At 68.0% G+C, this 13,096-nt stretch carries 13 protein-coding genes; 7 read left to right on the forward strand and 6 right to left on the reverse strand.

The window, feature by feature from the left end; translation table 11 throughout:
• Nucleotides 1-224 precede the first annotated feature (224 nt).
• The 7 genes from ACSQ2B_RS06880 to ACSQ2B_RS06910 all read left to right on the forward strand — a co-directional run bounded on the left by ACSQ2B_RS06880 (nt 225) and on the right by ACSQ2B_RS06910 (nt 8,028).
• Nucleotides 225-2,654, forward strand: a complete 2,430-nt coding sequence (locus ACSQ2B_RS06880; protein WP_436048487.1) for a TonB-dependent receptor — start codon at nt 225-227, stop codon at nt 2,652-2,654.
• A gap of 171 nt (nt 2,655-2,825) precedes the next feature.
• Nucleotides 2,826-4,286 carry a L,D-transpeptidase family protein gene (locus ACSQ2B_RS06885; RefSeq protein WP_436048489.1) on the forward strand — a complete coding sequence of 487 codons (1,461 nt, stop codon included), beginning with the start codon at nt 2,826-2,828 and terminating at the stop codon, nt 4,284-4,286.
• 11 nt (nt 4,287-4,297) lie between these two features.
• Complete coding sequence (locus ACSQ2B_RS06890; RefSeq protein ID WP_436048491.1) at nt 4,298-4,654, forward strand: hypothetical protein; 357 nt, start codon at nt 4,298-4,300, stop codon at nt 4,652-4,654.
• 140 nt (nt 4,655-4,794) lie between these two features.
• Nucleotides 4,795-5,061 (forward strand): hypothetical protein, encoded by a 267-nt coding sequence (locus tag ACSQ2B_RS06895; RefSeq protein WP_436048492.1) that lies wholly within the window; start codon nt 4,795-4,797, stop codon nt 5,059-5,061.
• 5 nt (nt 5,062-5,066) lie between these two features.
• Entirely contained in the window at nt 5,067-6,236 is a 1,170-nt protein-coding gene (locus ACSQ2B_RS06900; protein WP_436048494.1) for a radical SAM protein, read from the forward strand.
• Nucleotides 6,237-6,241: 5 nt separating this feature from the next.
• Nucleotides 6,242-7,213: an aKG-HExxH-type peptide beta-hydroxylase gene (locus tag ACSQ2B_RS06905; RefSeq protein ID WP_436049603.1), complete on the forward strand. Its 972-nt coding sequence runs from the start codon at nt 6,242-6,244 to the stop codon at nt 7,211-7,213.
• Nucleotides 7,210-8,028, forward strand: coding sequence for a protein kinase (locus ACSQ2B_RS06910; protein ID WP_436048496.1), 819 nt, complete (start codon nt 7,210-7,212; stop codon nt 8,026-8,028). Before ACSQ2B_RS06905 ends, ACSQ2B_RS06910 begins: the two co-directional genes overlap by 4 nt.
• Here the strand turns inward: ACSQ2B_RS06910 and ACSQ2B_RS06915 are convergent.
• From ACSQ2B_RS06915 to glf, 6 genes are all read right to left on the reverse strand, one after another.
• A complete protein-coding gene (locus ACSQ2B_RS06915; RefSeq protein ID WP_436048497.1) occupies nt 8,010-8,561 on the reverse strand; it encodes a DUF882 domain-containing protein in 552 nt (183 codons plus the stop codon). The two genes, ACSQ2B_RS06910 and ACSQ2B_RS06915, sit on opposite strands and share 19 nt — an antisense overlap.
• A 218-nt stretch (nt 8,562-8,779) precedes the next feature.
• Complete coding sequence (locus ACSQ2B_RS06920) at nt 8,780-9,043, reverse strand: SWIB/MDM2 domain-containing protein (RefSeq protein WP_436048498.1); 264 nt, start codon at nt 9,041-9,043, stop codon at nt 8,780-8,782.
• 147 nt (nt 9,044-9,190) lie between these two features.
• A complete protein-coding gene (locus ACSQ2B_RS06925; RefSeq protein WP_436048500.1) occupies nt 9,191-9,625 on the reverse strand; it encodes a hypothetical protein in 435 nt (144 codons plus the stop codon).
• Nucleotides 9,626-9,735: 110 nt separating this feature from the next.
• A complete protein-coding gene (locus ACSQ2B_RS06930; protein WP_436048502.1) occupies nt 9,736-10,128 on the reverse strand; it encodes a helix-turn-helix domain-containing protein in 393 nt (130 codons plus the stop codon).
• Nucleotides 10,129-10,155: 27 nt separating this feature from the next.
• A complete protein-coding gene (locus tag ACSQ2B_RS06935) occupies nt 10,156-10,368 on the reverse strand; it encodes a hypothetical protein (protein WP_436048504.1) in 213 nt (70 codons plus the stop codon).
• Nucleotides 10,369-10,491: 123 nt separating this feature from the next.
• Nucleotides 10,492-12,807 carry a UDP-galactopyranose mutase gene (gene glf, locus ACSQ2B_RS06940; RefSeq protein ID WP_436048506.1) on the reverse strand — a complete coding sequence of 772 codons (2,316 nt, stop codon included), beginning with the start codon at nt 12,805-12,807 and terminating at the stop codon, nt 10,492-10,494.
• Nucleotides 12,808-13,096 lie beyond the last annotated feature (289 nt).

Consider the following 13,096-nt stretch of genomic DNA (forward strand, 5'->3'; position numbering starts at 1 on the left):
TGACGAATTCGGAACTTTGCAGCAGCCTGGCGGTCTCCCAACCGCTGCCGGGCGCTTCGAGGGAAGACGCTTGAAAGGCCTAAACGGATCGCACCCGCGGTCGGCGATGGCGTGCGCCGGTATTCCGGCGACGACCTTGCCGCGCGGCGCGCCGTGATCGGCTTCGCCTGGGTCGCCTGAGAAGGCTGGTTTCTCGACAAAATTAGAGGGGAGGTCATCTCAGAATGACGCCGCGTATTAGTGTTGCCTTCGCCAGCGCGAGCCTGCTCGCGCTCGCCGCCGCCACCAGCGTTCATGCCGCTCAGCCCGCCGCAGCCGAGGCAGCGCCCGCCGAACAGGCCGCGCCCGCGGAACAGACCGAGCTCGGCGAGATCGTCGTCACCGCCCGCCGTCGTTCGGAAAGCCTGCAGCAGGTTCCGCAGAGCGTCACCGCGGTGACCTCAGACACCATCAACAAGCTCAATATTCAACGGCTCGAAGACGTCACCGCCGTGACGCCGGGCCTGTCGCTGAATAGCGGCGCCAGCGGCTACGCCACCGCGGCCTCGACCCGCGGCGTGAGCTTCCAGTCGGAGTCCTCGGCGGCCCCGACCGTCGCCTTCTACCTGAACGATGCGCCGGTCGAATCGACGGTCATGTTCCAGTCGCTGTTCGACGTCGGCCAGATCGAAGTGTTGCGCGGTCCGCAAGGCACGACCCGCGGCATTTCCTCGCCGTCGGGCGCGATCACCGTGACCACCCGCAAGCCGGTCCTTTCGGAATACGGCGGCTACATCAACGCCACGGTCACTGACCACCAGGGCCGCAACGTCAACGGCGCCGTCAACGTGCCGATCATCCAGGACGTCCTCGCCCTGCGCGTGGCCGGCATCATCGACCAGACCGACTACGACGGCGTGCGCAGCATCAACAATCGACTGCGCCCGAAGCAAGAGACCGGCGCGATCCGCACCAGCCTCGCCTTCGAGCCGAGCGACAAGCTCAACGTGCTCGTCAGCTACCTGCACATGGACCGCAACCTGCAAGGCTACGCCCAGGTCGCGGGCCTCGGCGCCGGCTACAATGGTCCCTCGATCGGCTCGGGTGACCGGCTGGCCGTCAATGACGAGCTGAGCACCATTCACCAGAACTTCGACCTGGTCACCGCCCAGATCGACTCGCGCATCTGGGGCCAGCACCTAAGCTACGTCGGCTCCTATGGGTTCCAGAAGGTCAAGGCGGCTGAAAACGTCGACCGCGGCAACGTGATCCCGGACGTGGAGATCTTCAACTTCACCCGCAGCCCGCAGGAGCGGACCTCGCATGAGATCCGCCTGGCCTCGGACCCGGCGCCCGGCCGTTTCCTCGACTATACGGTCGGCGCCTTCTACCAGTGGATCGCCACCGACGTGGACGCGGCGCAGCCGACCCTGCTGCCGGGCTATTTCGGTTCGCCGGCCTCCCCCAGCCCGTTCACCATCAATCCGCGCTACCAGACGAACCTCTCGATCGTCTCGCCGAGCCGGGCTGAAGAGACCTCGTTCTTCGGCAGCCTGACGGCGCACTTCGGCGACAACACCGAGCTGACCGTCGGGGGCCGCCAGATCATCTTCCGCTATACCCGCACCACCTCCCTCGGCCTGAACGCCGGCGGTTTCGCCGCGACGCCGGCCAGCCGCCTTCCGTTCGGCGGCGGTTGCGGTCCCTTCACCAGCACCTATGCGGGCTTCTGCGACGCCCCGGTCCCGGCGTCGTCGATCCCGGGCGCCTCGAAGCGCTCGCTCGACCGGCCGTTCATCTACAACGTGTCGTTGTCGCACCGCTTCAACCGCGACTTCATGGTCTACGCCAACACCGGCAGCTCCTGGCGTTACGGCCCGGGCGTGGTCGGCATCACCAACGCCGCCAACGACCCGACGTTGACCGCCCTGCAGAACCTGCGGAACGAGACCTCGCGCTCGTATGAAGTGGGCTTCAAGTCGACCCTGCTCGACGGCCGCGCTCGCTTCAACGTCGCCCTCTTCCGGCAGAAGTTCAACAACCTGATCATCCGGACCGAGCCGGTCTCGTATCTCGCCTTCAACGGCCAGACCACGAGCCCGACCCTGTTCAACTTCACGACGGGCGTGCCCGCGGTCATCGAGGGCTTCGACATCGACGCGGCCCTGCAGATCACCCAGGGTTGGAACGCCACCCTGGCGGTCAGCTACGCCGACGGCCGGATCGAGAACGGCACGATTCCGTGCAACGGCGCGATCCCCGCCGGCCAGTTCATCCGGATGTGCCAGTCGAGCGGCTCGACCTCGCGTGACCCGCTGTGGAGCCTCACGGCCACCTCGGAATACGCGCGGCCGGTGAAGGACGGCGTCGACGGCTTTGTCCGCGGCCTGTTCAACTACTATCCGGAGAACCCGCGGAAGAGCTCCGCCCTGGTGATCGACAACTACAGCTTGCTGAACCTGTATGCGGGCCTCCGCAGCCAGGACGGCGCCTGGGAAGTCGCGATCTTCGCCAAGAACGCGTTCAAGACGGACGAGACCACCTCGCTCGACGCCAACGCCTACACCGTCAGCGGCAATCCGTTCGGCGCCGGCGCCAGCGGCTACTTCGGCACCACCTACACGCCGCGGCGTGAGGTTGGCGTCAACGTCCGCTACGCCTTCGGCTCGCGCTAAGCGCAAGCCTCAGCACGGCTGATCCAAAGCGATCGCCGGGCGGCCCTGCCGCCCGGCGATTTCTTTTTTGGGGATGCGGTCCGCTGCGGTAGCGCTGGAAGAAATGGGGAAGAATCCCATATCAGTTGTGCCGACTCACTTTTGACGCGTTCTGCGGGCGTGAAGCTTCTGATGTCCTATCCCTCCGCCCGCCCGTCCTGCAGCCGTCGGGCGCTGCTGGTCGCCGCGCCGGCCCTCGCCCTCTCCGCCGCCGGCAGCGCCTTCGCCCAGGAGGCCGCCCCGCCGCTTCTGCCGTCGCTGCCGCCCCTGCCGCCGCCGGTCGTGCTGCCGCCGCTCAGCGCCGCGCAGTTGGCGCTCGCCGTGCGCACGCTCAACGCCGCCGACACCCACGGCCTCGCGCGGCAGATCTTCGCCGCCGACGACCCGCCGGAACGGATCACCCAGGCCCTGCTGCGCTACGCGCACGAAGTGCACGTCGGCCGGCTCGCGGCGGCTGACTTCCTGCAGGAATGGGGCGTTCGTCCTCCGGCCTACGACCCGCGCCCCGATCTCGCCGCCGCGCTCACCACCGACCGCCTGGGCCCGTGGCTCGACAGCCTGCCGCCCCGTTACTCCGGCTACAGCGCACTGCGGCGCGGCCTGGCGACCTATCGGGCGATCGCCGCCAAGGGCGGCTGGAAACCGGTTCCGGCCGGACCGGCGTTCGGCCTCGGCGAAAAGGGCCCGCGGGCCGCCGCCCTGCGCACCCGGTTGGCGGCGGAAGACACCACCGTCGACGCCAAGGGCCCGGCCGAAGTCGATGCTGCATTGCAGGACGCCGTCGCCGGCGCCCAGCGCCGCTTTGGTCTCAAGCCCGACGGCGTGGTCGCCGGCGAGACGCTGGCGGCCCTCAACCAGCCCATCGGTCAGCGGGTGCTGCAGATCATCGCCAATCTCGAGCGCTGGCGCTGGCTGCCGCCCACCATGCCGTCCTCGCGCGTTCAGGTGAACTCCGGCGCCGCCATCGTCACCCTGTTCCAGGACGACAGGCCGGTGCTGTCGATGAAGGCGGTCTCCGGCCGGCCGGGCGACGAGACGCCGATGCTGTTCTCGAAGATCCACTCCGTCGTCCTCAACCCGCCCTGGAACGTGCCGAGCTCGATCGCCACCAAGGAGCTGTGGCCGAAGGAGAAGCAGAATCCGGGCTACCTCGCCCGCAACGGCTTCGTCGTCATCAAGACCGAGGGCGGCGGCTCGCGGCTGCAGCAGAAGCCGGCCAAGAGCGCTCTGGGCCGCTACAAGTTCGACTTCGACAATCCCTACGGCGTCTATCTGCACGACACGCCGACACAGGCGACCTTCGCCCGCTTCACGCGCCAGGCGAGCCACGGTTGCGTGCGGCTGGAGAAGCCCAAGGCGCTGGCCGAGGCGCTGCTGACCAACGACCCGAAGTGGACTCCGGACGCCATCGCCACGGCGCTCGACAAGGGCGACACCCTGCGGGTGCGGCTGAGCGACCAGGTTCCGGTCTTCATCTTCTACTGGACGGCCTTCGCCTCGCCGGACGGCGCGATGAATTTCCGCTCCGATCCCTATAATTGGGACCGCCTGCTGCTGCAGCGAATCGGCGTGCTGGACGCGCCCAAGGCTTAAGGAGCCCCGCTATGAACACTCTGGGCCGCATCCTGCTGCTGGTGGGCGGGCTCGTGCTCGCGCTTCTGGTCGGCGTGCTGATCGGCCGCAGCCAGCGCGTCGAGTCGATCGCGCCAGGCAACGCCCAGGCGGTGCAGATCACCACCGCCCCGCCGCCGGCCCTGCCCGCCGTGACGCCCCTGCCCGCCACCGTCCCGCCGCCGCAGCCAGCCGCGGTTCCGGCGCCGATTCCGATCGCACCGGACCTTCAGGTGCAGGAAGACGCTGCGGCGGTCGGAATGACGACGCGCGACGGCGACGACGAGGCTTCGCAGCCCAAGAGCGCAGCCGGCGGCGCGGATCCTTCCGGATCGCAGCCGATCGGCTGAGGCGCTCGCGCTTCCGGCACGACCGCACAGTATGTGCGCATGACCTGCGGTTGCAGCTTTACTATAGCGAAAGTTGTGCTTCTATCTCCCCTGTCACCTCAGGTCGCCTCGACGCGATCTGAGTCAGGGAAGGAAACGCAATGGCTGACGACAAGCAAAAGGGCGCCAAGACCGTCACGGTCGACGCCGAGCACTACCGGTCCCTCGTCCTGGCGAAACTGCGGGCGGAGATCGATTCCAAGCGCGCCGCCTACAAGCTAGCGACCCACATCGATCCCGCGTCCATCGCCGGGATGGGGTATTGGAAGATGAAGTACTGGAAGATGAAGTACTGGAAGATGGGCGCCACCATCGAAATGGGTGACGAGGTCATCAACCCCGCGATCGTGCAGCGCGAACAGAAGTAGCGCCGATGCTCCGCCTCCTAAGCGAGGCTGGACCTGCCGCGGACATGCAATTGCCGCCGGTCACCGGACTGATCCTCAAGGTCGCCGGCGCCTGCAATCTCAATTGCGGCTATTGCTATGTCTACAACGCCAAGGACCAGACCTACCGGTCACGCCCGGGCCTGCTGAGCGACGAGATTCTCGACGCCGTGCTCTCGAGAAGCCTCGACTACTGCCAGGCCCGACCGGGCCATCGGCTGTCGATCTGCCTGCACGGGGGCGAGCCCCTGCTGGTGGGCAAGGAGCGTTTCGCCGCGGTGGTGACGCGGATCCGTGACCGGCTTGGACCGCATCTGGGCAGCCTTGCGGTGCAGACCAACGGCGTGCTGATCGACCCGGCGTGGGCGGAGCTGCTGAAGACCCTCAGGCTCTCGGTCAGTCTCAGCCTCGACGGCGATGCGACCGTCAACGACGCTGGCCGCCCGGACCACATGGGGCGTGGCAGCTACGCCGCGGCGGCGCGCGGCCTGCAGCTTCTGCTGGAGGCCGGCGTCAGGGTCTCGGTGCTCTGCGTCGTCCGGCCTGGCGAGTCCGGGGCGGCCATCTATCGCCACCTGCGCAGCCTGGGCGTGCAGAGCCTCGACTTCCTGCTGCCGGACGTGTCCCACGACGACTACGGCCCGATCTTCGGCGACGCGGGCCTGCTGCCGGCGGCGGACTATCTGATCCCGGCGATCGACACCTGGCTGGCGGAGAACGACCCGAGCGTCGAGGTCCGCTTCTTCAGCGACATCCTGCGGCTGGCGCTCGGCGACGACTGCGCCACCGACGCCTTCGGCGGCGGGCCCTCGCCCTATCTGGTGATCGAGACCGACGGCTCGATCCAGGCCAACGACGCGCTACGCGTCTGCGAGGAGGGCCTCGGCGACAGCGGGCTGAACGTGCTCGCCGACGGCTTCGACGATCTGGCTCAGGCGCGCCCGGCGCCCCTGCAGGTGTTCGCCGGCGCCCTGCCCACGCCGCGCGGCTGCGCCGGCTGTCGGGAAGAGACCACCTGCGCCGGCGGATACGTGCCGCATCGCTACAGCCGGGCCCGCGGCTTCGACAATCCCTCGGTCTGGTGCGCCGACATCCAGGCCATCTTCAGCCATGCCCGCGCCCTGCTGGCCGCCGACGCCGCGAGAACGGCCGCGTGACCGACATGGGCCTGTCTGAGGAAGCGGCGCGCCACTTCGCCTCGCCGCTCGTCGAGGCTGACCATGCGGCGGCGCAGCTGGTGTTCGGCGAACACGCCCGCGCCCTGCTGGAGATCGCGGTGGAGGCCGGCGCCAAGGCTGCGCCCGCCGGCGACCCCGCCCTGGCCGAACTCACTGAGCTGCTCGAAGCGCCCCTGCCCTGGAGGCTGGCCTGGGGTCCCAGGCTGGGCCGCCTGGAGCACGCCCTCTACGCCTGCGCCCCCGCGGAGATCGTCTGGACCCACGCACGGGCCTTCACTCGCGCCGGCGCCGAAGCGGCGGCGTCCGCCGGGCGACTGGCGGGGCGAGGCCTCGCCCTGCATAGCCTGGCCACGCCCGCCGTCCTGCCCACGCCAAGCGGCTGGACTCTGTTCCCCAAGCCGCTGGCTGAGATCTCGCCGACGATCGCCGAGGCTTGCGAACTGATCGCCGACCTGAGCCCCGCGTTCGCGCCCTGGGTGGCTGACGCCGTGTCCGACCTGGTGCTGCTGGACGGGGCCGGCGGCGCCCGCTTCAGCGCCACGGCCCGCGAGACGCCGGGGGCGGTCTACCTTTCCGCGCCGCTGGAGCCGGTGGAGATCGCAGCCCGGCTGGCGCACGAGGCGAGCCACCAGAACTTCTACGCCCTCGAACGGCTGGCCAGCCTGCACGACGGCTCGGACACGGCCGACTATCACTCGCCGATCAAGCAGCGCGGTCGACCGATCGACGTGATCCTGTTTTCTTTCCACGCCTTCGGCAACGGCGCGCTCTTCCAGCGCCAGCTCGCCGAGATCGATCCGGCCCGTGAGGTGATCGCCGGCGTCCCGCTGCAGAAGAACCTGGCCGACCTTGCGGTGATGGCCGACCATTTGGAGGCGACGCGCGCCCTCACCGCGGCCGGCGAAGCGCTCTGGCGGCCGCTCGCCGCCGAACTGTTCGGAAAGGTCCCGGCATGACCACGGCTCTTCCCACCCCGGCCGCCATGGCCAAGGCTGGCCTGCGCCTGGAACGCCACCTTCAGCGGCGGCCCCTGACCGACTGCTACCTGGGACGTCACGAGGCCAGCGACACGGCCGTGTTCGTCAAGGTCCTGCACGCCGAAGCCCCCGGCCCGGTCCGCAACTTCCAGCGGGAAATCGGCTGCCTGAGCGACCTGCAGGGCCTGGCCGGAACGCCGCGGCTTCTCGCCCATGACGTCGCCGCCACGCCCATGTTCCACGCCTGCGCCCTGGTCCGCGCCACGCCGCTGCCGAGATATTGCGCCGAGGCCGAGCTGGAGGACATCCTGGAGTGCGCCTCGGCCCTCGCCAACTGGATCTCCGCGCTGCATGCGCGCGGATACGCGCACCGGGATCTCTCGCCCGACCACATCTTCATCGGCGAGGACAGAAACGTCACCGTGGTCGATTTCGGGCTCGCCAAGCCGAACGCCGCGCCGCTGGAGCTCGGCTACGACGTCCAGGCCTTCGGCATGATCCTCTGGGAGCTGGTCTGCGGCCGAACGATCTTCGACTACCGCAGCGGCACGGTGGCGGCGCAGATCGCCGAGGAGCGGGCCTTGATCGCGACGCTCCGCCTCGAGTCAGGGCTGAGCCCTCTGCTCGCAGACTGTCTGGCGACACCGTCGGAGGTGCTTCCGGAGAGCGCAGCGCCCGGTCTGGACGCCCGGGCGCTCGCCCGGCGGAGCCTGGAGGTCGTCCCGCGCTTAGGCGAGAGGCTCGGCGAGTCCGCCCGACGCCATCGTGCCCTAGATCAGACGCCCGTCCATTGACGGACGCGGGCGACGTCCACGTGGACGAAGTTGGAGACCGGATAATAGCCGACGCCCCCGGCCTGCACATCCACGGCCGCGTTGCGCAGATTGCGCAGGCTGACCCCTTGGATGCGCACGTCCATGGCCTTACCCAGCACGTGCTGGCTACGGTCCGCGACCCCGGAGCTGCGAGCGTGCAGCATGGCGTTGGTCCGCGGCGACCGGTAGCCGGAGATCACTTGGAAAGGGCGGTTGTTGTCCAGCCGGTCGTTGATCGCGTGCAGGGTGTCGAAGAGCCGCGGATCCATCGGGTGCTCTTCGCCGTTACGCCAGTCACGCAGCACGCGCATGGCCTCGGCCAGGGCGTCGGGAACATAGCGGCCGTTGGCGAAGAAGACGTCGTTGAAGGTGTCGCCGGTGTGCAGATTGTGCAGGACAGCCCGCCGCACGCCTGGGAGGGGTTGAGCCCGCACGATCGCCGGCGCGGCCACGGCGGCCATCGCTGCGCCTGCGCCGAGCAACAGTCCGCGCCTTCCCAGGTTTGTCTGCATGCGTGGAAACCCCGACTAAGCTCGTACGCCCGAACCAAGGGAAAGATTTGGCTTCAAAGGCTTAAGGTCAACCTAAACTATCGTGAGGTGCGACCTCCTGCCGCGCACATGTCCCAGAATGGCGCGAAGTCGAGGCAATAAGAAACCCCGCCGGCGCCAGGCCGACGGGGTTCCCATAACTTCGGTCTTTGAGCGCGCCCGAGCCGCGCTTCGCAGCCCTACTTAAGGTGTTGCGCGAGGTGCTTGTTCATTTCGAACATGGAGACGCGGTCCTTGCCGCCGAAGACCGGCTTCAGCTTGGCGTCCGCGACGATCTCGCGCTTGTTCTCCGGATTCTGGAGATTGTTCTTCTTGATGTACTCCCAGATCTTCGAAACCACTTCGCCGCGCGAGAGCTGCGCGGCGCCCACGACGGCGGCAAGCTCGGCAGACGGGGTCAGCGGCTTTTGCAGGGCGTTGGTCTTTTTCGGTTCATCGGCCATGGTGTTCCCCCAGCTGGATATGAGGCGTCCGCCCCTTGGAGTTGCAAGCAAGGGCTGAGTCGCTGAGACATCCTAGGCGCCTCCCGCGCTGCGCGCCACCGCGACAATCACGCCCAGTCCGCTCTTGGAGCCAGAAACGCGCGAAAATCACCGGATTTCGCTGTTTGCGCGCGTCACGTCGGGAGATTGGCGGGGCGAATCTTCCCCACCCTGACGTTCGATGCTGTCGTAAAGCGCCGCCGTCGCCCCTTCACCCACGCGTGCGGAGCGGCTCGCCGAACGCAGGGATCCGTAGGCCAGCGCCACACCCATGGCGACAAAGGCCGCCACCACCAGCACGAGGAAGGCCGACCCGCCGGGCGCACCCGGCGCGCTGAGCGTCGAGGAGTCCTGCCCCGCGGCCTGAAGTATGCCCATCGTGCTGGTCAGGCTCCCGCCCCAGAAGGCTGCGGCCAGCGCCCAGGCGATCCAGATGAACACATGCTCGCCGACGCTGCGGGAGGGCGGAGCCTCGTCCTCGCGCGCGGCGTCGGCGGCTCGATCGCCGTATCGCGGGTTGGCGTCATTGGGGGTGCTGGCCATGCGGCTCTCCCATAGGTTGCGCCAGCCAAGGCGGCGGCGTCCTGGGAGCAACCCTCGTGCGCGACGCAGGTTCCCCTGCCCCGCGATCCGTCGGCCGCGAGGCTTCGGCCTCAGGCCGCGGCGAAAGGCGTCCTGAGCGCGCGGACGAAGTCCACCAGCGCCGCTCGCGCCGGTCCGCGCGGCAGGGCGGTATAGGCGCGCAGCAGCTCGAGCGCGCCGGGCTCTGCGAGCAGGCCGGCGACCTCGTCGATGGCTCCCCCGCTCGAGCTGGCCTCGCCGAACATCTCGGCCACCGGCGTCTCCAGGGCGCCGGCGATGCGCGACAGCATGGACGCGCTGACGCGATTGGCGCCGCGCTCGTACTTCTGAATCTGCTGGAAGGTGACGCCGGCCGCCTCGGCCAGCGCCTGTTGCGAGAGGCCGCGCAGCTTGCGCAGCAGGCGGATGCGCGCGCCTACGGCCACATCGACGGGATCGGCCAACGCCTCCGGCTTGCGAGTCATCGTATCTTCCTATCCTGCCATTTCGGCCTAGTGGGTCGTCCGCGTTATGCGGCGAAGCTCGGCGTCTCGATCCGAGATCCAGAATGAGACCTGAGCAAGGGCGGCGCCAACCGCCTCGCGGAGGGATGCGACGCCCGGCGCATCCTGCTCCAGCCCGCAGAGCTCGAGCTCATAGGCGCTCAGGAGGGCGACGAGGTCTTCGGCCGCCGCTCGCGCGCGCTCAGTTTGGAATTCGCTCATGGGATCGCTCGCCGCGGGCATCGGCCGGCGCATAGCACGACTGTTCTGTCGGCGGAACTCTTGGCGACAGCCGGCCCCGCGGGGGATGATCCGCGGGCCGGGCCGGTTTTAGGCCGCAAGTCGTTAGTTGGCCGCGATCGCCCGGCCCTGGCGCTGGGCGGCGATGGTGGCGCGCCCTTCGCGCTCGGCGATCCGCCGGAAGGTGGCGAGCGCCTGACCGACCACCTGGTCCATGTTGTAGTAGCGGTAGGTCGCCAGCCTGCCCACGAAGTCGACGTTCGACGTCTCCAGGGCGAGAGCCTCGTACCTCTTGTACAACGCCTGGTTCTCAGGGCGCGGCACCGGATAGTAGGGGTCGCCCTCCGCGCTTGGGTATTCGTAGGTGATGGTGGTCTTGCCGACGGTCTGGCCGGTCATGTGCTTGTATTCACTGATCCGGGTATAAGGCGTGGCTTCGTTCGGATAGTTCACTGTGCCGACCGGCTGGAACCATTCCTGGTCCAAGGTCTCATGGCGGAACTTGAGGCTGCGATAGGGCAGTTTGCCGTACCGGAAGTCGAAATACTCGTCGACCGGACCGCTGAAGATCAGCCGGTCGTAGACCGCCTCCCGACGCGCGTCCTCGAACTCGACGCCCAGCTCCAGTTCGACGCCCTTCTGGTCCAGCATGTTCTCGAACATCCGCGTGTAGCCTTCGGCGGGCATGTTCTGGAACTTGTCGGTGAAGTAGCGATCGTCCGTGTTGGTCCGCGTGGGCACCCGCGCAGTGACCGACTTGTCGAGCTCGGAGGGGTCCATGCCCCACTGCTTGCGGGTATAGCCGCGGAAGAAGGTCTCGTAGAGTTCACGCCCCACGGCCGAGACCACGACATCTTCGGAGGTGCGGATCTTGTCCACCGGCTCGGCGCGGGCGGCGAGATAGGCCTGCGCCTCCTCGTCCGTCTTCAGGTTCAGGCCGTACAGGGTGTTGAGCGTGGTGCGGTTGATCGGAATCGGCACATGCAGCCCGCCCTTCACCTCCGCCAGCACCCGATGCTCGTAGGGCCGCCAGCGCGTGAACTGCGACAGGTAGGCGGCGACGTCGTCGGAGTTGGTGTGGAAGATGTGCGGGCCGTACTTGTGCATCAGCACGCCGGCCGCGTCCTTTTCGTCATAGGCGTTGCCGGCGACGTGGGGACGCTTGTCGACGACCAGCACCCGCTTGCCGAGCTGGCTCGTCAGCCGTTCGGCCAGCACCGAGCCGGCGAAGCCCGCGCCGACGATCATGTAGTCGAACGGCTTGTTGCGCGAGGCCGGGCGCACCGCAGGCGCGGCGACGCCGCTCATCGCCAGTCCGGTGGGGACCAGCGGGCTGAGGCTCGATCCCTTCTCGGCCAGGATGTCGACGGCGACCCGTTCGCGCTGGGCGGCGGCGCGGCCGATCTCATGGTTCATCCGCGCGAAGGTCTCGTCCCAGGACAGGGCGATGAGGGCGGAGTCGACCTCCTTCAGCCAGGCGCCGGGGATGCGCGAGAGCGCCAAGGCCTGATCGCAGCCGGCGATGAACTCCTCGTGGGTGGAGCCGACCTTGACCGCCTCCAACTCGCCGTAGTGGCGCACCACGTCGACGATCGGCGTGGAGACCACCGGACGGCCGGCCGCCAGGTATTCCGGCGTCTTGGTCGGGCTGATGAAGCGCGTCGACTCGTTGATCGCGAACGGCATCAGGGCCACGTCCCAGCCCGACAGATAGCGCGGCAGGTCGTCGTAGCTCTTGCCGCCCAGGTAATGGAGGTTCGGGCGCTGGGGCAGGCTTTCCGGGTCGATCTTCACCACCGGTCCGACGATCACCAGGCTCCATTCGGGACGCGCGTCGGCCAGGGCCGCCAGCAGCGCGAGATCCATCCGCTCGTCGATGACGCCGTAGAAGCCCAGGCGCGGCCACGCGATCTTCGCCTGATCGGCCGGCTCCTCGCGCAGATGCCGCGCCTTGGCGAAGTGGACCCGGTCGACGCTCGAGGGAAAGGGATGGATATTGGGGTGCCGGTCGCGCTTGGCTTCCCACAGCGAATAGCCGCCGGTGAAGACCACGTCGGCCGCGACCATCAGCTCGCGCTCCAGGCTGGTCAGCTCCGGCGGGGCGAACTTGAAGTTGGCAAGTTCGTCCATGCAGTCATAGACGGTGCAGACCGCATTCAGATGACGCGAGAAGCTCAGCATCATCGGCGTGTAATACCAGCGGATCAGGTCGCCCTCGTAGGCCTCGAGCATGCTGTCCAGCAGCCCGCGCAGCGCGGACTCGCGCGCCTCCGCGGACAGGGACGCCGGCAATTGCGGGGTGGCGACGATCACGCCCGAGTCTGCGCAGGTGCGCGCCTCCAGGGCGGGGACGTTCAGATCAGTGTGGAAGATCGGTTCTTCCCAGACGATCACCCGCCGCCCCTTGGCGAAACGGGTCATCAGGTGCTGGGGGCGTTGGAAGACGAAATCCCAGCGAAGATGAGAAAAGCAGAGGAGGGTCTGACGACCTCGGGAACGCGGCCCTACTTGAGGTTGCAATGGCGCAGCGCCTTCGGCGCTCGGGAACCACTGAGTGTTCAAGGGCGCATTCCTTTTTTCTTACAAACGACACACGAAGCCCGGGCGAGAAAACACCCAGCATCCCTGAAGGTTCCGCGGTCTCAGCAACCTCCTTCCGATTTTCCCAATGATCACAGGCTAGTTAGCCGATGCTCAGCTTATTGAGTAT

It is taken from the genome of Phenylobacterium sp. LjRoot225 (genome assembly GCF_964252855.1).
In the GTDB taxonomy this organism is placed as follows: Bacteria; Pseudomonadota; Alphaproteobacteria; order Caulobacterales; family Caulobacteraceae; genus Phenylobacterium.

What these genes read in the sequence shown, in the direction of transcription:
- ACSQ2B_RS06900 (WP_436048494.1), top strand. Translation starts at nt 5,067, where the DNA reads ATGCTCCGCCTCCTAAGCGAGGCTGGACCTGCCGCGGACATGCAATTG.
- glf (WP_436048506.1), bottom strand. Translation starts at nt 12,807, where the DNA reads ATGACCCGTTTCGCCAAGGGGCGGCGGGTGATCGTCTGGGAAGAACCG.
- ACSQ2B_RS06930 (WP_436048502.1), bottom strand. Translation starts at nt 10,128, where the DNA reads ATGACTCGCAAGCCGGAGGCGTTGGCCGATCCCGTCGATGTGGCCGTA.
- ACSQ2B_RS06895 (WP_436048492.1), top strand. Translation starts at nt 4,795, where the DNA reads ATGGCTGACGACAAGCAAAAGGGCGCCAAGACCGTCACGGTCGACGCC.
- ACSQ2B_RS06925 (WP_436048500.1), bottom strand. Translation starts at nt 9,625, where the DNA reads ATGGCCAGCACCCCCAATGACGCCAACCCGCGATACGGCGATCGAGCC.
- ACSQ2B_RS06890 (WP_436048491.1), top strand. Translation starts at nt 4,298, where the DNA reads ATGAACACTCTGGGCCGCATCCTGCTGCTGGTGGGCGGGCTCGTGCTC.
- ACSQ2B_RS06905 (WP_436049603.1), top strand. Translation starts at nt 6,242, where the DNA reads ATGGGCCTGTCTGAGGAAGCGGCGCGCCACTTCGCCTCGCCGCTCGTC.
- ACSQ2B_RS06880 (WP_436048487.1), top strand. Translation starts at nt 225, where the DNA reads ATGACGCCGCGTATTAGTGTTGCCTTCGCCAGCGCGAGCCTGCTCGCG.
- ACSQ2B_RS06915 (WP_436048497.1), bottom strand. Translation starts at nt 8,561, where the DNA reads ATGCAGACAAACCTGGGAAGGCGCGGACTGTTGCTCGGCGCAGGCGCA.
- ACSQ2B_RS06935 (WP_436048504.1), bottom strand. Translation starts at nt 10,368, where the DNA reads ATGAGCGAATTCCAAACTGAGCGCGCGCGAGCGGCGGCCGAAGACCTC.
- ACSQ2B_RS06920 (WP_436048498.1), bottom strand. Translation starts at nt 9,043, where the DNA reads ATGGCCGATGAACCGAAAAAGACCAACGCCCTGCAAAAGCCGCTGACC.
- ACSQ2B_RS06885 (WP_436048489.1), top strand. Translation starts at nt 2,826, where the DNA reads ATGTCCTATCCCTCCGCCCGCCCGTCCTGCAGCCGTCGGGCGCTGCTG.
- ACSQ2B_RS06910 (WP_436048496.1), top strand. Translation starts at nt 7,210, where the DNA reads ATGACCACGGCTCTTCCCACCCCGGCCGCCATGGCCAAGGCTGGCCTG.